This window comes from Curtobacterium sp. TC1 (assembly GCF_019844075.1).
Classification (GTDB): Bacteria; Actinomycetota; Actinomycetes; order Actinomycetales; family Microbacteriaceae; genus Curtobacterium.
Window position 1 is genome coordinate 1060298 of sequence record NZ_CP081964.1, and the last position, 19941, is coordinate 1080238.

15 protein-coding genes are annotated in these 19941 nt (G+C 69.0%); 8 read left to right on the forward strand and 7 right to left on the reverse strand.

Going from position 1 to position 19941, the window contains the following annotated elements; translation table 11 throughout:
* Positions 1 to 5 precede the first annotated feature (5 nt).
* On the reverse strand, positions 6 to 1994 hold the full coding sequence (locus KZI27_RS06190) for an alpha/beta hydrolase family protein (RefSeq protein WP_222659956.1): 1989 nt from the start codon (positions 1992 to 1994) through the stop codon (positions 6 to 8).
* Between the two features lie 305 nt (positions 1995 to 2299).
* On the opposite strand from KZI27_RS06190, the gene KZI27_RS06195 reads away from it, so the two are divergent.
* The 5 genes from KZI27_RS06195 (at position 2300) to KZI27_RS06215 (ending at position 8334) form a co-directional block, all read left to right on the forward strand.
* Positions 2300 to 3925, forward strand: coding sequence for an ABC transporter substrate-binding protein (locus tag KZI27_RS06195; RefSeq protein ID WP_222659958.1), 1626 nt, complete (start codon positions 2300 to 2302; stop codon positions 3923 to 3925).
* Between the two features lie 228 nt (positions 3926 to 4153).
* Positions 4154 to 5083, forward strand: coding sequence for an ABC transporter permease (locus KZI27_RS06200; RefSeq protein ID WP_123313322.1), 930 nt, complete (start codon positions 4154 to 4156; stop codon positions 5081 to 5083).
* Positions 5073 to 6023, forward strand: coding sequence for an ABC transporter permease (locus KZI27_RS06205; protein WP_222659960.1), 951 nt, complete (start codon positions 5073 to 5075; stop codon positions 6021 to 6023). The genes KZI27_RS06200 and KZI27_RS06205 overlap by 11 nt, the downstream gene beginning before the upstream one ends.
* Positions 6020 to 7762: a dipeptide ABC transporter ATP-binding protein gene (locus KZI27_RS06210; RefSeq protein ID WP_222659962.1), complete on the forward strand. Its 1743-nt coding sequence runs from the start codon at positions 6020 to 6022 to the stop codon at positions 7760 to 7762. The genes KZI27_RS06205 and KZI27_RS06210 overlap by 4 nt, the downstream gene beginning before the upstream one ends.
* 65 nt (positions 7763 to 7827) lie before the next feature.
* Entirely contained in the window at positions 7828 to 8334 is a 507-nt protein-coding gene (locus KZI27_RS06215; protein WP_222659964.1) for a PH domain-containing protein, read from the forward strand.
* Positions 8335 to 8438: 104 nt separating this feature from the next.
* Here the strand turns inward: KZI27_RS06215 and KZI27_RS06220 are convergent, their stop codons facing one another.
* The 3 genes from KZI27_RS06220 to KZI27_RS06230 are packed head-to-tail and all read right to left on the reverse strand — an operon-like array spanning position 8439 to position 12525.
* Positions 8439 to 10610 (reverse strand): dipeptide ABC transporter ATP-binding protein, encoded by a 2172-nt coding sequence (locus tag KZI27_RS06220; RefSeq protein ID WP_222659966.1) that lies wholly within the window; start codon positions 10608 to 10610, stop codon positions 8439 to 8441.
* Positions 10603 to 11541 carry an ABC transporter permease gene (locus KZI27_RS06225; RefSeq protein WP_111084973.1) on the reverse strand — a complete coding sequence of 313 codons (939 nt, stop codon included), beginning with the start codon at positions 11539 to 11541 and terminating at the stop codon, positions 10603 to 10605. Before KZI27_RS06225 ends, KZI27_RS06220 begins: the two co-directional genes overlap by 8 nt.
* 3 nt (positions 11542 to 11544) lie before the next feature.
* Entirely contained in the window at positions 11545 to 12525 is a 981-nt protein-coding gene (locus KZI27_RS06230) for an ABC transporter permease (RefSeq protein ID WP_111084974.1), read from the reverse strand.
* Positions 12526 to 12782: 257 nt separating this feature from the next.
* Here KZI27_RS06230 and KZI27_RS06235 point away from each other — a divergent pair, with 257 nt between their 5' ends.
* Positions 12783 to 14501, forward strand: a complete 1719-nt coding sequence (locus KZI27_RS06235; protein ID WP_222659968.1) for an ABC transporter family substrate-binding protein — start codon at positions 12783 to 12785, stop codon at positions 14499 to 14501.
* A 91-nt stretch (positions 14502 to 14592) separates the two neighbouring features.
* Here KZI27_RS06235 and KZI27_RS06240 read toward each other — a convergent pair whose 3' ends face one another.
* The 3 genes from KZI27_RS06240 to KZI27_RS06250 form a co-directional block, all read right to left on the reverse strand.
* Positions 14593 to 15144: a PH domain-containing protein gene (locus tag KZI27_RS06240; protein WP_222659970.1), complete on the reverse strand. Its 552-nt coding sequence runs from the start codon at positions 15142 to 15144 to the stop codon at positions 14593 to 14595.
* Between the two features lie 217 nt (positions 15145 to 15361).
* A complete protein-coding gene (locus KZI27_RS06245; protein ID WP_123294109.1) occupies positions 15362 to 15841 on the reverse strand; it encodes a peroxiredoxin in 480 nt (159 codons plus the stop codon).
* A 21-nt stretch (positions 15842 to 15862) separates the two neighbouring features.
* Complete coding sequence (locus KZI27_RS06250) at positions 15863 to 16612, reverse strand: CPBP family intramembrane glutamic endopeptidase (protein WP_222659972.1); 750 nt, start codon at positions 16610 to 16612, stop codon at positions 15863 to 15865.
* A 121-nt stretch (positions 16613 to 16733) separates the two neighbouring features.
* Between KZI27_RS06250 and typA the strand changes: the two genes are divergently transcribed.
* Entirely contained in the window at positions 16734 to 18656 is a 1923-nt protein-coding gene (gene typA, locus KZI27_RS06255) for a translational GTPase TypA (protein WP_222659974.1), read from the forward strand.
* Positions 18657 to 18699: 43 nt separating this feature from the next.
* Entirely contained in the window at positions 18700 to 19893 is a 1194-nt protein-coding gene (locus KZI27_RS06260; protein ID WP_222659976.1) for an amidohydrolase, read from the forward strand.
* Positions 19894 to 19941: the final 48 nt, after the last annotated feature.

The window sequence follows — 19941 nt, forward strand, 5'->3', positions numbered from 1 at the left end:
TCAGGTCACGCGACCGGCGTGACGGGCAGGTGCTCCGCCCACCACGCGAGGACGTGCTCGAACCGCTGCACGCGGTGCCACGGCGAGCCGGAGCGGGAGAGTTCGTGGCCCTCGCCCGGGAACACGAGGAACGACGCGTCGACCCCGGCGCGCCGGAGCGCGACGAACTGGCGCTGCCCCTGCTCGATCGGACAGCGCCAGTCCGCTTCCGAGTGCGCGACCATGAACGGGATCGTGACCTGCGCGGCGTACGTCAGCGGGCTCCGGCGACGCTGCTCCTCGGGGTCGGCGCCGACGTAGGCGTCGGCGAAGTACCAGCCGATGTCGGAGCTGCCCGCGAACGAGTCCCACGCGTTCACGGCGCGTTCGCTCCACGCGGCGACGAACCGGTCACCGTGGTGGGCGGCGACCCAACTCGTCATGAACCCGCCGTACGAGCCGCCCATGATGCCGACGCGGGCCGCGTCGAGGTCGGGGCGCTCGAGCGCCGCGTCGAGCAGGGCGAGCACGTCGTCGACGTCGACGGTGCCCATCGCACCGATGACCGCGCGGCCGTGGTCGAGGCCGTAGCCGGCAGACCCGCGCGGGTTGCCGATGACGACGGCGTACCCGGCACTGGCGTACACCTGCGCCTCGTCGAAGAACGCCCAGGTGTCCTGGCCGAACGGTCCGCCGTGCACCACCCGGAGGACGGGGTGCGGGCCGTCGCCCTCGGGCAGGACGACCCAGCCGTGCACCGGGGTGCCGTCGGCAGCGGTGCCCGTGAGTTCCTCGATGCGGCGGACACCGGGGGCGGACGCCTCCGACCGGAGCGGAGCCGCGTAGTCGGTGAGGACCGTCGGCAACGCGTCGTCGGATGCCGTGAGGTCGACCACGTGCACCTCGCCGGGCGAGTCCGTCGTGGCAGCCGTGGCGACCAGGACGTCCCCGTCGACGGAGAAGCCCGAGACGACCAGACGGCCCCCGAGGACGACGCCGAGCTCGTCGAGCTGGAGCGGCGCCGTCGTGCCGGCGGGGACACGACGCACGGTGACGGTCCCGCGGTCGAGCACCGCGACGAGGACGTCTCCGCGGTGAAGCACGGGCGTTCCGGTGACGTCGACCGTCTCGCGGGCGGTCAGTCGGATCGGTTCGGAGTCGTGCGCCGCGACCCAGAGGCCTTCGGGTTCGGCGACCAGGCGTCCGTCGAGGTGCGACGCCCCGACGTAGTACACGGTGCCGTCCGGGCCCGTTGCGATCGCGCTGACGGAGCCCTCGGTCCGGATCGCGAGCGTCATCGTGCCGTCGGACGCGTCGACGCGGTACAGGTCGTCGTCGTGGGCCTCTCGTGCACCGAGGTCACGCGGGGCCACGACGAGGAGCGCGCCGCCGTCGGGGTACCAGGCCGGAGCGGAGACCGAGCACGGCGCACTCGTCAGCGGGGCGTCCACGGTCGCGGCGGCGGGGTCGGTGACGTCGACGACCACGATCTGCTGCAGCTTGTCGAGCAGGTACCCGGTGCCGTCGACGTGGAAGTCGAGCCGGGAGACGAGCCGCGGCGCCTCGGCGCCCGGTGCCGGACGACGGTCGGCACCGGGGACCGTCGAGCCGTAACGCCCCGGTTCGGGGAAGCGTGCGGTGACCGCGACACGCGTCGAGTCGGGCGACCAGACCGGGTCGCCGGCGCCGAGCGGCAGGGCGGTGACGATGCGGGCCTCGCCGCCGTGCACCGGTGCCACGGCGAGCTGCGGGTGCGCGCCCCCGCGGTCGTCCTCGACCGACCGGAGGAACGCGAGCGCCCGCCCGTCGGGGGACAGGACCGGTGACGAGTCGCGGTCGCCGGAGGTCCAGCGGACCGCGCCCTCGGCGGTCACGCGTTCGATGGTGCTGCGGGAGGCGTCCTGCTCGAGGTCCGGGCGGGAGACCGCGACGAAGGCCCTTCCGGCGTTCCCGGGATCACCGCTCACGGAGGGCGAGGAGGGGACGTGGAGATGGGGGATGTCGTTCGCGAGCACGTGTTCACGGTACGGCTGGTGGCGGGTGGATGCCCGGGTCCCGAGGGGGACTCGGGACAGGTGTTCCTTGCACAGAACTGTGTCGCAGTGCAACGAATTTCATGCAGATGCAACAAAAGCGCGAGGGTGTTCAGCGAGCGCGCGAATCTTGCATCCTCTCGCAAGGATCGTGCAACTTGGTTACCGGCTTGTAACCGTTCGCTCCAGGGTTTGGAGGCTGCTGTCCACCTTGCCTACAGTGCAGATGTCAAACGCGCCCGGGCGACACCGCTGTGCCCTGCGCGTCCCATGCACCAGGAGGAACCTTGATCAAGAAGCGCGCCGGGCTTTCCGCCCTCGCCGTGCTCGGGGCCACAGCACTCGCCCTGACCGCCTGCTCCAGCAACAGCTCCGACGGGGGTGGCTCGGGCTCGGCGAACGCGTCCGGGATCGTCACCACCAACGGCAGCGAGCCCCAGAACCCGCTGATCCCGTCGAACACCACCGAGACCGGTGGCGGCAAGATCATCGACTCGCTCTTCGAAGGCCTCGTCTCGTACGACGCCGACGGCAAGCCGGTCAACGAGGTCGCCAAGAGCATCGACACCGATGACTCGAAGACGTTCGACATCACGCTGAACACCAACTACACCTTCACGAACGGCGAGAAGGTCACGGCCGAGTCGTTCACCAAGGCGTGGAACTGGGCAGCCCAGAAGTCGAACGCCCAGGGCGCCAGCTACTTCTTCGAGAACATCGAGGGCTACAACGCCGACAAGGACTCGGAGCTCACGGGCCTCAAGGTCGTCGACGACGACGAGTTCACCGTCACGCTGAAGTCGGCCCAGTCGGACTTCCCGCTGTCGCTCGGCTACTCGGCTTTCGTGCCGCTGCCGTCCTCGTTCTACGACGACACCAAGGCGTTCGGTGAGAACCCGATCGGCAACGGTCCGTACAAGCTCGACGGCAAGAAGGCCTGGACGCACAACCAGTCCATCAAGCTCGTCACCAACAAGGACTACGAGGGCAAGCGCAAGCCGAAGAACGGTGGTCTGACGATCACGTTCTACGCCTCGCAGGACACCGCGTACTCCGACGCACAGGGCGGCAACCTCGACGTCCTCGACGCCGTGCCGGACAGCGCCTTCAAGACCTACAAGTCCGACTTCCCGGACTCGAACGTCAACCAGCCGGCCGCCATCTTCCAGGCGATCTACCTGCCGTACTACCTCGACCACTGGAAGGGCGAGGAAGGCACGCTGCGTCGTGAGGCCATCTCGATGGCCATCAACCGCAAGCAGATCACCGACAAGATCTTCGACGGCACGCGCACCCCGGCGAAGGACTTCACGTCGCCGGTCATCGCGGGCTGGAACGACGACCTCGACGGCTCCGACGTCCTGGACTACGACGAGTCCGAGGCCAAGAAGCTCTGGGCCGAGGCCGACAAGATCTCGAAGTACGACGACACCCTCACCATCACGTACAACGCCGACGGTGGGCACGAGGCGTGGGTGACCGCGGTCACGAACTCGATCTCGAACACGCTCGGCATCAAGGCCGAGGGCAACGCGATCCCGACGTTCCAGGAAGCCCTGGACCTCCAGACGAACGACAAGCTCACGGGCGGCAGCCGCACCGGTTGGCAGGCCGACTACCCGTCGCTGTACAACTTCCTCGGCCCGACCATGGGTGAGGGCTCGTCGAACAACTACTCGCGGTACGACTCCAAGGAGTACAACGAGCTGCTCGCCGAGGGCCGTTCGGCCGCCACGGTCGAAGAGGGCAACAAGGCCTTCGACCAGGCCCAGGAGCTCCTGTTCAAGGACCTCCCGGAGATCCCGCTCTGGTACTCGAACGTCACCGGTGTCTGGAACGCGGACAACGTGTCCAACGTGAAGTTCGGTTGGAACTCGGTGCCGCTGTACTACGACATCGAGGTCAAGAACTGATCTAGGTCTCCCAGAGACCAAAGCGCGAGCAGGTATCCTGCCTCGCGACCACCGGACGGGGGTTCGGGGACCGCACAGGTCCCCGAACCCCCGTACCTCGGCGGCAACACCTTCCCCCACCACATCGGGCGCCGCCGCCCGTGCCGGACATCCGTGCCGACCCTCGGAACGTCCACCCCTCACCACAATGAACCTGATCGACATCGCTCCGGACCGGGCAGGGATCTGATGCTCTGGTACCTCGGCAAGCGCCTCCTGCAACTCATCCCCGTGTTCTTCGGGGCCACGTTCCTCATCTACTTCATGGTGTTCTCGCTGCCCGGCGACCCCATCGCAGCGCTGTTCGGCGACCGCCAGCCGTCGCCGCAGGTCATCGAGACCCTGCGCCAGCAGTACAACCTGGACAAGCCGTTCATCGTCCAGTACCTGCTCTGGATCGGCGGCGTCTTCCGCGGCGACCTCGGCGTGACCTACTCGGGCCTGCCGGTCAGCCAGCAGCTCGCCTCGGCGTTCCCGATCACCGCGCGCCTGGCGATCCTCGCGCTCGTGTTCGAGGCCGTCGCCGGCATCGTCGTCGGCGTCATCGCGGGTCTGCGCAAGGGCAAGCTGTTCGACGCCACCGCGCTCGTCGTGTCGCTGCTGCTCATCTCGGTGCCGACCTTCGTCGTCGGGTTCGTGCTGCAGTACGTGTTCGGCATCAAGCTCGGGTTGTTCCGGGTCACGGTGTCCGGACAAGCGCCGTGGGACGAGCTCGTCCTGCCGGCGATCGTGCTCGCGTCGGTGTCCTTCGCCTACATCGTGCGGCTCACCCGTGCGAGCGTGGCCGAGAACACCACGGCGGACTTCGTGCGCACCGCGACCGCGAAGGGCCTGCCCCGTCGTCGTGTCGTCGGCGTGCACATCTTCCGGAACTCGCTCATCCCCGTGGTGACCTACCTGGGTGTCGACATCGGCAACCTGATGGTCGGCGCGATCGTGACCGAGGGCATCTTCAACATCAACGGTGTCGGCGGCACGGTGTTCCGCGCCGTCAAGCTCGGCGAGGGGCCGACGGTGGTCTCCTTCGTCGCCGTGATGGTCATCATCTTCATGCTCGCCAACCTCCTGGTGGACCTGCTCTACGCCGTCCTGGACCCGAGGATCCGCTATGCCAAGTAACGCCGCACCGCGCTCGGCGACGCACTTCGTCGCCCCGCTCGAGGAAACGCCCCTGCAGGCGATCGACCAGGTCAACGAGGACGAGAAGACCCGTTCCCTCTGGACCGACGCCTGGGAGTCCATGCGGACCCGCCCGACGTTCTGGATCTCCTCGGTCCTGATCCTGCTGATCATCGTCGTCGCGGTCTTCCCGGGCCTCTTCGCCCACGTCGACCCGCGTGCGTCGAACCTCGACAACAGCGACGGCGGGCCCGAGGCCGGGCACATCCTCGGCTTCACGCGTCAGGGCTCCGACGTCTACGCCCGCGTGATCTGGGGCGCCCAGAACTCGCTCATCGTCGGCATCGTCGCGACGGTCCTGGTGTCGCTCGTCGGCATCGTGATCGGCGCGCTGGCCGGCTTCTACGGCGGCTGGCTCGACACGATCGTGTCCCGCATCGGTGACATCTTCTTCTCGATCCCCACCGTCCTCGGTGCGATCGTGATCATGTCGGTCATCCCCGCGCGGAACGCGATCACCGTCGCGCTCGTGCTCGCGGCGTTCGCATGGCCGCAGATCGCCCGCATCATGCGTGGTGCCGTGCTGAGCGCCAAGCAGGCCGACTACGTCATGGCGTCGGCGGCCCTCGGCGTCAGCCGGTTCAAGACGCTCGTGCGCCACGTCATCCCGAACTCGCTGGCCCCGGTCATCGTGGTCGCGACCGTGTCGCTCGGCACGTTCATCGTGGCGGAGGCGACCCTGTCGTTCCTCGGCATCGGACTGCCGCCGTCGGCCCTCAGCTGGGGTCTCGACATCGGAACGGCGCAGACGTCGATCCGCACCAACCCGTCGACGATCTTCTGGCCGTCGGCCGCGCTGTCCATCACCGTGCTCGCGTTCCTGCTCCTCGGTGACGTGGTGCGCGACGCGCTCGACCCGAAGGCGAGGGCCCGCCGATGAGCGAGACGCTGACCAACCCCACCGGCCGACGCACCAACGCCGGCGGTGCTCCGCTGCTCGAGATCCGCGACCTGCAGGTCGGGTTCACGACGCAGTCCGGTCTCGTGCAGGCCGTGCGCAGTGTCGACCTCACCCTCGAGCAGGGCGAGCGCCTCGCCATCGTCGGCGAGTCGGGCTCCGGCAAGTCGACGAGCGCCCAGGCGATCATCAAGCTGCTGCCCGGCACCGGCCAGGTCACCGGCGGATCGATCAAGTTCAACGGGCGTGAGCTCGTCGGGCTGAGCGACAAGGAGATGTCCGAGATCCGCGGGAAGGAGATCGGCTACGTCCCGCAGGACCCGATGTCGAACCTCAACCCGCTGTGGTCGATCGGCTTCCAGGTCGAGGAGGCGATCCGTGCGAACGGCATGGCCACCGGCAAGAAGGCCGTCCGCGACCGTGCGATCGAGGTCCTGAAGGAGGCGGGCCTCGGCGACGCCTCGAACCGTCTCAAGCAGTACCCGCACGAGTTCTCCGGCGGCATGCGGCAGCGCGTGCTCATCGGCATCGGTCTGTCGAGCCGCCCGCAGCTGCTCATCGCCGACGAGCCGACGAGTGCGCTCGACGTCACCGTCCAGCGGGTCATCCTCGACCACCTCGAGAGCCTGACCCGCGACTTCGGCACCTCGGTGCTGTTCATCACGCACGACCTCGGCCTCGCCGCCGAGCGGGCCGAGAAGCTCGTCGTGATGTACAAGGGCCAGGTCGTCGAGGCCGGTCCCTCGAAGGAGATCCTGGCCAACCCGCAGCACCCGTACACGCAGCGCCTCGTCGCCGCGGCGCCCTCGCTCGCGAGCCGCCGCATCCAGTCGAAGGTGCAGCACGAGCGGGTCGAGATCGCCGACGCCGGCAGCGACGACGCCGAGCTCATCGCCCGGGCGCAGGAGCGCGAGCACCGTCCCGCCGAGGACCTCATCGTGGTGAAGAACCTCGAGAAGGTCTACAAGCTGCGTGGCAAGAGCCTCGCCACCCGCGAGCTCAAGGCCGTCGACGACGTGTCCTTCGCGATCCCGAAGGGCACCACCACGGCGCTCGTCGGCGAGTCCGGTTCGGGCAAGTCGACCGTCGCCAAGCTGGTGCTGCAGCTCGAGAGCATCACGAGCGGCACCGTGCAGTTCGACGGCATCGACATCGGCGCGCTGAAGGGCAAGGACCTCTTCGACTTCCGCCGCCGCGTGCAGCCGGTGTTCCAGGACCCGTACGGCTCCCTGGACCCGATGTACAACGTCGGGAACACGATCGCCGAGCCGCTCGCCACGCACAAGGTGGGCGACAAGGCATCGCGTCGGGCCCGCGTGCTCGAGCTGCTCGACCAGGTCGCGCTGCCGAAGTCGATGGTCAACCGCTACCCGAACGAGCTCTCCGGTGGGCAGCGGCAGCGCATCGCCGTCGCCCGCGCGCTCGCGCTCAAGCCGGAGGTCATCGTCCTCGACGAGGCCGTGTCCGCGCTCGACGTGCTCGTGCAGGGGCAGATCCTCGACCTGCTGACGGAGCTGCAGACCGAACTCGGCCTGACGTACCTGTTCATCACGCACGACCTCGCGGTCGTCCGCCTGGTCGCGGACAACGTGTGCGTCATGCGCCAGGGCAAGATCGTCGAGAAGGCGACGACCGACGAGGTCTTCGCCGCCCCGAAGGAGCAGTACACGAAGGACCTCCTGGCCGCCATCCCCGGCGCCGGGTTCGAGTTCGGACGCTGATCCTGCTGGACACCACGAACGAGACCGGTCGTCCCGTCGTCCTCCGCGCTGGTCGCGGAGGCGCCGTGGCGGCCGGCCTCGTCGCCGTCCTGGGCCTCTTCCTGCTGGTCGACGCGGCGGTACGCGGCAGCTGGATCGTCGTGCTCGACGCCGTCGGTCCGATCGCCGTGCTGGTCTGGGTCCTGTGGGTGCTCACCTACCGACCGTGCATCCGCATCGACGACACGGCCGTCACCGTCGTCAACCCGCTCCGCCGAACGGTGGTGCCGTGGCACGCGGTCGCCGACGTCACGCTCCGCTGGCAGATCGTCATCGAGACGGTCGCCGGCCGTCGCCTACAGTGCTGGGGCGGCCCGTCACTGCCCCGGCCGAAGCCGGCCCGGCGCGGTGAGCGTGCGGTGCTGCGCCAGCCGGACGAGATGGTCGTGCTGCTCGACCGCTGGGCGGAGCGGCGTGACGTCGCCACGGGCGGCGACGTCGTGCGTGGCTGGGACCGCCCCGCCGTGGTCGTCGGGGCGGTCGCCCTGGCGCTCCTCGTGGTCTCGCTGCTGAGCCTGTCGCTGGGCGGCTGACGCGGCTCGCGATCGCGACGACAGACGGACGGGAGGCCCGGCGCACGTCGTGCGCCGGGCCTCCCGTCCGTCTGCTGGTCACGTCCACCACGTGACCAGCGTCCTCAGACGACCGCGCCGACCCGCTCGGTGAGCAGGTGCTCCTGGTCGGTCTGGATGCAGGCGACGCCGCGGCCGTGCACGTCCTGCAGGCGCGGGTCCACCGTGCGGCACTGCTCCTGCCGGCCCTCGTCGAGGAGCTGGTAGAGCGGGCAGCGGGTGCGGAACCGGCAGCCGTCGATGCGCTCGGTGGGGGAGGGCAGGTCGCCGTCGAGCAGGATCCGACCGCGGGCGGCCTCGGCGGACGGGTCCGGCACCGGCACGGCCGACAGCAGGGCCCGCGTGTAGGGGTGCTGCGGGTCGGAGAACACCTCGTCGCCGTCGCCGTACTCGACGATGCGCCCGAGGTACATGACCGCGACGTCGTCGGCGATGTGCCGGACGACGGACAGGTCGTGCGCGACGAACAGGTACGACAGGCCGAGGCGGTGCTTCAGGTCCTCGAGCAGGTTGATGACCCCCGCCTGCACCGAGACGTCGAGCGCGGACACCGGCTCGTCGAGCACCAGGATCTTCGGCTCGACGATGAGCGCGCGGGCGATGCCGATGCGCTGCCGTTGGCCACCGGAGAACTCGTGCGGGTACCGGTCGATGTAGCTCGGCTCGAGCCCGACGAGTTCGAGGACCTCGCGGACCCGTCGCCGGATCTCGTCCTTCGCGACGCCGTGCACCGTCAGCGGCTCACCGATCACCGAACCGATGTCGAGCCGGGGGTCGATCGACGCCATCGGGTCCTGGAACACGACCTGGATGTCGCGGCGGATCGCCAGGCGGTCCTTCTTCGACAGCGACGCCGTGTCGACGCCGTTCACCCGGATGGTGCCCTGCTGGGCGCCGGCGAGCTCGAGGATCTCCATGATCGTGGTGGTCTTGCCGCAGCCGGACTCGCCGACCAGGCCGAGCACCTGCCCGCGCTTGAGCGTCAACGAGATGCCGTCGACCGCGTGCACCTCGCCGATCTGCCGGCGGAAGAGCGCGCCCTTGGTGAGCGGGAACGTCTTGACGACGTCGGTGAGCTCGAGGACGACGTCGTCGCCGTGGTCGATCGTCGCGTCGGGGACGTCGTCGGGCCGGGGGAAGATCTCCGACCGTTCGAGGGTGCCGGCGGCGATCTCGTCGCGACGGATGCACGCGGCGGTGTGGTCGACGAGCACGGCGGGCGCGGAGACCGCGGCGCCGGTGGCGATGTCGGCGACCGTGTCACCGCCGGCGTTCGTGATGGCGCCGGCACCGGCCTGCGTGATGGTCGGGGCGATGAGCGCCGGTTCGCCGTCGCGGCAGGCGTCGATCACGGCGGGGCAGCGGTCGGCGAACGGGCAGCCGGTCGGCTTCTGCGTGAGCAGGGGCGGGCGGCCCTCGAGCGGGACGAGCCGTTCGGTGCGGGCCGCGGTCATGTTCGGCATCGACCGGAGGAGCCCGATCGTGTACGGCATGACCGGCTCGCGGAAGAGCGGCTCGACCGGTGCCGTCTCGACGATGCGGCCCGCGTACATCACGGCGACGCGGTCCGCGTTGCCGGCCACGACGCCGAGGTCGTGCGTGATGAGCACGACGGCTGCGCCGGTCATGTCCTTCGCCGTCTGCAGCACGTCGAGTATCTGCGCCTGGATCGTGACGTCGAGCGCGGTGGTCGGCTCGTCGGCGATGATCAGCTTCGGGTCGTTCGCGATGGCGATGGCGATCATGGCGCGCTGGCGCATGCCGCCGGAGAACTCGTGCGGGAACGCGTCGAGGCGTCGTGCGGGGTTCGGGATGCCGACGACGCGCAGGAGTTCCTCGGCGCGGGTACGGGCGGCGTGCTGGGTGAGGGAGCGGTCGTGCAGTCGCAGCCCCTCGATGATCTGCTGGCCGATCGTGTACACGGGCGTCAGGGCGGACAGCGGGTCCTGGAACACCATCGCGATGTCGCGGCCGCGCAGGCGGGACATCTCACGGTCGTTCTTGCCGAGGAGCTCCTGACCGTCGAAGCGGATGCTGCCCTCGACGTGGGCCGATGACGGGAGCAGACCCATCACGGCCATCGAGGACACCGACTTGCCCGAGCCCGACTCGCCGACGATCCCGAGGAACTCGCCGGGGGCCACCGTGTAGTCGACCCCGCGGACGGCGTGGACGGGCTTGGTCTTCGGGTTGAACGTGACCGACAGGTCGGACACGGTCAGCAGCGGCTCAGTCACGGTTGGCTCCGGAGGTGGGGTCGATGGCGTCGCGCAGGGCGTCGCCGAGCAGGCTGGTCGAGAGCACGGTCGCGACGAGGGTCGCGGCGGGCAGGACGAACAGCCACGGGCGGGTGACGGCGGACTGGCTGCCCGCGGCGAGCAGGGTGCCGAGCGAGACGTCGGGGATCTGGATGCCGAAGCCGAAGAAGCTCAGCGAGCTCTCCGCCAGGATCGCGGCCCCGACGCCGAGCGTCGCGTCGATGATGAGCAGGGACGCCACGTTCGGCAGGATGTGCCGTCGGATGATCGTGAACGCCGGCACCCCCATGAACCGGGCGGCCTTGACGTAGTCGCGTTCGCGCAGGGACATCGTCTGCCCGCGGATGACGCGGGCCATGACCATCCAGCTGAACACCGCGAGGCCGACGATGAGCGCCACCCACGTCAGGTTCTTGAACACCGGGCTGAGGAGGACGAGCGCGTAGAACGACGGGATCACGAGCAGCAGGTCGATGACCCACACGAGCACGCGGTCGACCGTGCCGCCGAAGTAGCCGGCGATCGCACCGACGATGCCGGCGATCAGCGTGGCGGCCGGACCGGCGATGAGGCCGATGAGCAGCGACTTCTGCAGGCCGACGAGCGTCTGTGCGTAGATGTCCTGGCCGATGTCGTTCGTGCCGAACCAGTGGGCGGCGCTCGGCGGCATGCCGAACGCCAGACCGTCGGAGTCGACGGCGTTCCAGTGGTACAGGTGCGGGCCGACGAAGGCCCACAGCAGGATGAGCAGCAGCGCGCCACCACCGATGCGGGCACGCCAGGTGCCGAACACCTTGCGCCAGAGCGGCGTGCGGCCGCCCTTGACCTCGATGACGTGCGCCGGGACACCGGCGTTGCCGTCACCGGGGTCACCGGCGGTGGTCGTGGTCGTGGGATCGAGAACAGACACGGGTCACACCCTCACTCGCGGGTCGAGCGCGGCGTAGAGCAGGTCCGCGAGGGTTCCTGCGATGAGCACGAGGATCGCCGTGAAGAGGATCGTGCCCGATGCCGCGTTGATGTCGTTGTTGGTGATGCCCTGGACGAAGTACTCGCCCATGCCGTGCCAGCTGAAGACCAGCTCGGTGATGCTCGCGCCGGTCAGGATCAGCCCGAACGAGTACGCGAAGAACGTCGACATCGGGATGAGGGCGACGCGGACGCCGTGGCGCATGATGGCCGATCCGCGCGTCCGGCCCTTCGAGCGCGCGGTGCGGATGAAGTCGTTCGACAGCACGTCGAGCATCGCGGAGCGCTGGTACCGCGAGTACGTGGCGACGGCGCCGATGGTCAGCGAGATCGTGGGTAACAACAGGTGGATCAGCCGGTCGCCGAGCACCGGGAAGAACCCGTTCACGCCCGGCGTGTACTCACCCGTGAACCGGATCACCTGGGTGCCGAGGCCCTGGTTCATCGCGGTCGCCAGGATCATCAGGACGACGGCGATGACGAAGGTCGGGGTGGCGAGCACCGCGAAGGACAGGTACGTCGAGACCTGGTCCGACGTGCGGTACTGGCGGACGGCGTTCCAGACACCGAGCAGCACCCCGAGGATCGCGCCGAGCAGGGTGCCGATGACCAGCAAGCGCAGGCTCGTGCCGGAGCGGGCGACGATGTCGGCCGTGACCTCGGTGCCGCGCGTGCTCATGCCGAGCGACCCGTGCGTGACGAGGTTCGACCACCAGGTCCACGTCCGGACGATCAGCGGGGTGTCCGGATCCGCGCCGAGCTTCCGCAGGGACGCGTCGATCGTGCCCTGCGGTACGGCCGGGTTGCGGCCCAGGAACCGGGCAGCCGGGTTCAGCGTGGTGCTGGCGAGGATGTAGCCGAGGGTCGTCGCGACGATCGTCAGGACGATGTAGTTGACGATCCGCTTTGCGATGAAGGCAAGCATGTACTGGGACCTCGTGGGGTGCGGCCATCCGTCCGGACGGCGTTGTCGGTGGCGACAGGTTAGCCGCTCGCGGCGGAGGGATGGGACTTGGCGTTGTGACGCTATGCAACATTCGTTACGAGCATGTTTCGATTCCCCACATCAACCCTTGTGGAGCCTTCGGATGTGACTAGGGTTCTCAACCAACAGGCGTGGCGGCGGGGGTCGTCGCGTTCCAGCGCGATCAGCGCGAACCACAACGAAAGGGAATCCTCGCCATGCGAAAGAGGATCAAGGGCATCGCCGTGCTGGCCACCGCTGCGGCTGCGGCCGTCGTGCTGGCCGGCTGCTCCGGCGGTGGACAGGCGGGCAACAGCAGCTCCGCGGTCGCCGAGTCGTCGCTGAAGTCGACCGGTTGGACCGTCGCCGACCGCGCGGACGTCAAGGACGGCGGGTCGATCACCCTGCCGATCGACACCGCACCGGCGAACTTCCAGATCAACAACCTCGACTCCGGGACCGTCGACGACCAGACGATCGCCGGGACCTACCTGCCGAGCTTCATCCAGTTCAAGGAGAACGGCGAGTGGGAGGCGAACAAGGACTTCGCGACCTCGGTCGAGCTGACCAAGGACTCGCCCCAGACCGTCGAGATCAAGATCAACCCGAAGGCCGTGTGGTCCGACGGCACCCCGATCAGCGCGAAGGACGTCATCGCCAACTGGAAGGCGCTGAACGGCACGAACAAGGCCTTCGCACCCCTCGCCACCAACGTGTGGGAGGACGTCGACTCCGTCAAGCAGGGCTCGGACGAACAGGACGTCATCATGACGTTCTCGAAGACGAACGCCGACTGGGCGAGCGTCCTCGGCACCATCTACCCGTACTGGGCCGTCGACACCCCCGAGCACTTCAACACGGCCTGGGCCAAGGGTCCGTACGCCGCTGACGGCAAGACCTACGTCTCCGGTGGCCCGTACATCGTGAAGTCCTTCGACGCCAACGGCGGCGTGCTCACCTTCGAGAAGAACCCGAAGTGGTGGGGCGACGAGGGCAAGCTCGACACCATCGTCTTCAAGACGGTCTCGCGTGACGGTGTCGCGCAGGCGTACGGCAACAAGGAGCTCGACGCGTTCAACCTGAACGGCAGCGCCGACAACCTCAAGACGGCGAACTCGCGCTCCGACTCGAAGATCGAGCGCTCGCTCGGCACCACGCAGCGGCAGATCACGCTGAACGGCACGTCGGACGTCTTCAAGGACCAGGACGTGCGCCAGGCGTTCGCGCAGGCCATCAACCGCAAGGTCCTCGCCCAGGCGATCCTGTCGCCGGTGAAGAGCCCGGGTGACGTGCTCAACAACCTGACGTACCTGCCCGGTCAGGACGGCTACCAGGACGACGTGTCGAGCGTCTACGGCTACAGCACCGACAAGGCGAAGTCGAAGCTCGAGGACGCCGGCTGGAAGGTCGGTTCGGACGGCTACGCGACCAAGGGCGGCAAGGAACTCGACGTCCGATTCGTGATCCCGTCGGACAACCCGAACTCGGCGAACGTCGCGCAGCTCGTGCAGCAGCAGACGAAGCTCGCCGGCTTCAAGGTCACGATCGACACCGTCCCCTCGGACGACTTCTTCACGAAGTACATCACCACCGACGGCCGTGACTTCGACGCCACGTACTTCGCGTGGCAGGGCACGCCGTTCCCGATCTCGTCGCTCAAGTCGATCTACTACCCCGCCGACGCCGGCCAGAACTACACCGGTGTGACGGACGACTCGCTCGGCGCGGCATGGGACAAGGCGAACGCCGAGCTCGACCCCGATGCCCGCATCAAGGACGCGCAGGCGATCGACAAGAAGATCGTCGCCGTCGCCGGCACCATCCCGCTGTTCGCCGAGCCGTACGCCTGGGGTGTCCGCAAGGACCTCGTGAACTACGGTCCCGCGCAGTTCCAGCAGTACTCGGTCAAGTGGCAGGACGTGGGCTACACCAAGTAGTCCCGCGGTCGCACGACCCGCAACGACACCCCCGACGTCGCACGACGTCGGGGGTGTCGTCCTGCGTCGGCAGGGGCGTGGACGCCTGGCGCTACAGCCGGGCCGCCGCGAGCGACGCCGCGATCCCGAGCACGACGAACGCCAGCACCGTCCAGCCGTGCACCCGGTGGGTGATCGGTGCCGGGACCACGGTCGCCGGAGGCGGGCCGTCCTGCGGTGCCGGTGCGGGCACGAGGGTCAGCACCAGCGCGGCCGCAGCATCGACGTCGAGGTGATCCGGGCCTCCCGGTCGGCCCGGGACCTGCGCGGTGAGCCGCGCGGTCGGGCGGGTCGCGATCCACAGGCGGCGGACGCCCTCGCTCGAGACGACCTCGATGCCGTACTTGGTGCGCACCTCGGTGACGCGCGACCACGTGTAGGTGCTGGTGCGGCGGACGTCCACGATCCGCAGGTGCTCGGGCGTCAGCTCGACGCGCGGACGCCAGAGCGCGGCCCACGCCACGAACGCGATGCAGATGCTCGGGATCGGCACGAGCCAGGGGTTGCTGCCACCGAGCAGCGCCAGGGGGACGAGCGCCACCGCGACGACCCAGAGGACGAGGGCGAGGCGGCGAAGACCCGGGGCGACGATGGTGGTGTGCACCGGACGAGGTTACGAGATGCCTCCCCGGGAACGCCCGGGGAGCGGGTGTGACACACCAGCGCGTATCTCCGGACGACCCGATTCCCCGGGGAGGCAGATCCTGTTCGGACCTCTCGTGCGGACAATGGTCGTCGCCCCCAGTTCGGGTGTCAATACCCCATGGCGACGGGTTCGGGAAACCCCCACGCCGGGGAACAGCGTCAGCCGCGGGATCCGGTCACGAGACGAGCAGTTCGATCTGTTCGCGGATCGTCTCGGCCTTCGGGAACCGGAGGCCGACCAGGCCCACGTGCCGCCAGCGCACGACCCCGTCCGGGCCGATCACGAACACCGACCGGCGCAGTCCGATCCCCGGCGCACGCACGCCGTAGTCGCGGATCACCGAGCCGGCGGTGTCGCTCAGCAGGGGGAACGTGAGCGAGGAACCGCGCGCGAACGTCTCGTGCGAGTCGAGGGCCTGCGGGCTGATGCCCCACACCACGGCGCCGAGGTCGTCGAACTCGTCGAGCTCGGCCTGGTAGCTGCAGAGCTGTGCGGTGCACACGGCCGTCGCATCGCCGGGGTAGAAGGCGAGCACCACGGTCCGGCCGATCTCCGACGACAGGTCGTACTCGTCGTCGGTCCGTACCCCGTCGCGGACGATCATGCCCGGCAGGGTGAACGTCGGCGCGGACTCGCCGACCTCGGGGATGCTCATGTGCTCACGGTAGGGGTGCGTCTAGGAGAACAGCTGGGGGAACGCGTTCGCGACCCAGGGGTAGCCGATGAACACCGCGGCGTCGAGCAGGCAGTGCGTGACGATCAGGGGCATCAGTCGGCCCCACTTCGTGTAGATCCAGCCGAACACGATGCCCATCACGGCGTTGCCGACGAACGCGCCGAAGCCCTGGTACAGGTGGTAGCTGCCGCGCAGCAGTGCCGTCGACAGGATCACCTGCCACCGGCCCCACCCGAGGTCACCGAGCCGGGCGTAGAGGTACCCGATCACGATCACCTCTTCCTGCAGGCCGGAGCGGATCGCCGACAGCAGCAGGACCGGCACCGTCCACCAGTAGGAGTTCAGGGCGGCCGGGTCGACGTCCACCGTGATGCCGAGGGCACGCCCGGCGAAGTAGAGGGCGAGCCCCGGGATCCCGATGCAGAGTGCGATGAGCGCCGGGCCACCCAGGTCGGGCTTCACGCGGAAGCGGTCGATGCCGAGCCGGGCCAGGTGCGGGCGCGAGGTGCTCCACAGCAGGAAGCAGACGAGCGCGACCGGCGCCAGGTCCACCGCGATGCCGAGCAACTGCCGGGCCAGGTCGACGTACTGCACCGTCGTCGACGACGTGTTGAGCGCCGTCGACTGCTCGCCGAGCGGGGTCGTCTGCGACAGGTCGTCGATGATCTGCAGGATCGAGTACAGCGCGCTGGCACCCAGCGACAGGAGCAGCACGATCGTGATCTCGACCCACGTTCGCCGTCGGCTCATGCGGAGTACTCCTGTCGGTTGCGAACTACCGGTAGACTGGCGTGTCGGGCGTTCTGCCCACGGGTGCGGTGCTGTCAAATCACTGGCCCGACACTCTCCCAGAAATTGAAGGATGTCCTGTATGGCGCTCGCCACCCGGTCCGACCTGCGCAACGTCGCCATCGTGGCACACGTCGACCACGGCAAGACCACCCTCGTCGACGCGATGCTCACGCAGACCAACTCGTTCGACGCCCACTTCGAGGGCGAAGACCGCATGATGGACTCGAACGACCTCGAGCGCGAGAAGGGCATCACGATCCTCGCGAAGAACACGTCGGTGCTCTACAACGGCAAGCACGCGACCGAGTTCGGCGCGGACGGCCCCATCACCATCAACGTGATCGACACCCCGGGTCACGCCGACTTCGGTGGCGAGGTCGAGCGCGGCCTGTCCATGGTCGACGGCGTCGTGCTGCTGGTCGATGCGTCCGAGGGCCCGCTGCCCCAGACGCGCTTCGTGCTCCGCAAGGCGCTCGCCGCCAAGCTCCCGGTGATCCTGCTCGTCAACAAGACGGACCGCCCGGACTCCCGCATCGACGAGGTCGTCTCCGAGTCGCAGGACCTGCTCCTCGGCCTGGCGTCCGACCTGTCGGACGAGGTCGACGACCTCGACCTCGACGCGATCCTCGACGTCCCCGTGGTCTACGCCTCGGGCCGTGCCGGTGCCGCGTCGCGCAACAAGCCGGCCGACGGCTCGCTGCCCGACAACGACGACCTCGAGCCGCTGTTCGAGGCGATCCTGCAGCACGTCCCCGCGCCGAAGTACGACGACCAGCACCCGCTGCAGGCCCACGTCACCAACCTCGATGCGTCGCCGTTCCTCGGTCGCCTCGCGCTGCTGCGCATCTTCCACGGCACGATGAAGAAGGGCCAGACGGTCGCGTGGGTCAAGCACGACGGCACCGTCGCGAACGCCCGCATCACCGAGCTCCTCATCACCAAGGCGCTCGAGCGCTACCCCGCCGAGTCGGCGGGCCCCGGTGACATCGTCGCCGTCGCCGGCTTCGACACGATCACCATCGGTGAGACGCTGACCGACCCCGAGGACGTCCGTCCGCTGCCGACCATCACGGTCGACGACCCGGCGATCTCGATGACGATCGGCACGAACACCAGCCCGCTCGTCGGCAAGGTCAAGGGCCACAAGCTGACCGCCCGCATGGTCAAGGAGCGCCTCGACCGCGAGCTCATCGGCAACGTCTCGCTCAAGGTCCTCGACATCGGTCGCCCCGATGCCTGGGAGGTCCAGGGCCGTGGTGAGCTCGCGCTCGCCATCCTGGTCGAGCAGATGCGTCGCGAGGGCTTCGAGCTCACCGTCGGCAAGCCGCAGGTCGTCACGAAGCGTGACGAGAACGGCAAGCTGCAGGAGCCGTACGAGCACATGACGATCGACACGCCGGAGGAGTACCTCGGCGCGATCACGCAGCTCATGGCGGCGCGCAAGGGCCGCATGGAGAACATGACGAACCACGGCACCGGCTGGGTGCGCATGGAGTTCATCGTCCCGTCCCGTGGCCTGATCGGCTTCCGCACGTCGTTCCTGACCGAGACCCGCGGCACCGGCATCGCCAACGCGATCTCGCACGGCTACGACGAGTGGGCCGGCCCGATCCAGACCCGCATCAACGGCTCGATCGTGTCCGACCGCTCGGGTGTCGTCACGCCGTTCGCCATCACGAACCTGCAGGAGCGGATGACGTTCTTCGTCAACCCCACCGAAGAGGTCTACGAGGGCATGGTCATCGGCGAGAACTCGCGCGCCGACGACATGGACGTCAACATCACGAAGGAGAAGAAGCTCACGAACATGCGTTCGGCGAACGCCGACTCCTTCGAGTCGATGACGCCGTCGCGCCAGCTCTCCCTCGAGGAGTGCCTGGAGTTCGCGCGCGAGGACGAGTGCGTCGAGGTCACCCCGGCCGTCGTCCGCATCCGCAAGGTCGAGCTCGACGCGCAGGCCCGCCAGCGCTCGTACGCCCGCCTGAAGCGTCAGGACGCGTAAGCCAGAGCACGACCTGAGGAGGTCGGGGGTTACGGTGGATGCCGTGACTCTCGACCTCCTCTCGCTGTACCAGGACCTGCACGCCCACCCCGAGCTCGGTTTCCAGGAGCACCGCACCGCGGGCATCGTGGCCGACCGGCTCGCCGAGATCGGTGGCATCGAGGTGACCACCGGCGTCGGCGGCACCGGGGTCGTCGGCGTGCTGGCGAACGGCGAGGGCCCGGTGGTGTGGCTCCGCGCCGACATGGACGGCCTGCCGGTCCAGGAGCGCACGGGTCTGCCCTACGCCAGCCAGCACCGTGGTACCGACGAGGACGGCAACGACGTCCCGACGATGCACGCCTGCGGCCACGACATCCACGTCACCTGGCTGCTCGGCGCGCTCGAGCGCCTGGCGGCGACCACGGGCGACTGGCACGGCACGGTCGTGGCGGTCTTCCAGCCGGCGGAGGAGGTCATCTCCGGCGCCCGCGCGATGGTCGAGGACGGCCTGGTCGACCGGTTCCCGAAGCCCGACGTGGTCCTCGGTCAGCACTCGGCTCCGGCGCCCGTCGGCATCGTCGCGATCGGTTCCGGTCCGGTGATGGCGTCGAGCGACCGACTGACGGTCACGTTCAACGGCCGCGGGGCCCACGGTTCCGCACCGCAGGCGTCCCTCGACCCGGTCGTCACCGCCGCGTCCGCCGTCGTCCGGCTGCAGACCGTCGTGTCGCGCGAGGTCTCGCCGAGCGACGCCGGGGTCGTCACCGTCGGCAGCTTCCACGCCGGCACCCGCGCCAACATCATCCCCGACCAGGCCGTCATCGAGATCTCGACGCGTGCCCGCAACGAGGAGACCCGCGCGCGGATCATCGCGTCGATCGAGCGGATCGTCCGGGCGGAGAGCGACGCCGGTGGCCTGCCCGAGCCGACGATCGTGCGGTCGCCGGGTGCCGAGGTGACGGTGAACGACGCCGAATCCGCCGCTCGGGTGTTCGCGGCCGTGAGCGCTGCCGTGCCGGGAGCGCGCGAGCTCGAGATCGGGCTGGCGATGGCGTCGGAGGACGTCGGTCAGCTCGCGACGGCGGCGGGCGTCCCGCTCGTGTACTGGTTCACGGGGATCACCGACCCGGAGCTGTTCCGCCGTGGCGAGGACATCCCGAGCAACCACTCGCCGTTCTACGCCCCGCAGGCCGAGACCGCGATCCCGGTGGGCGTCGACGCACTGGTCGCCGCGACGCGCGCCTACGTCGCCTGACGGACGGGAGGCGCGGGGCGGCCCCGCCGCGCGGGTGACCGTCTCGGG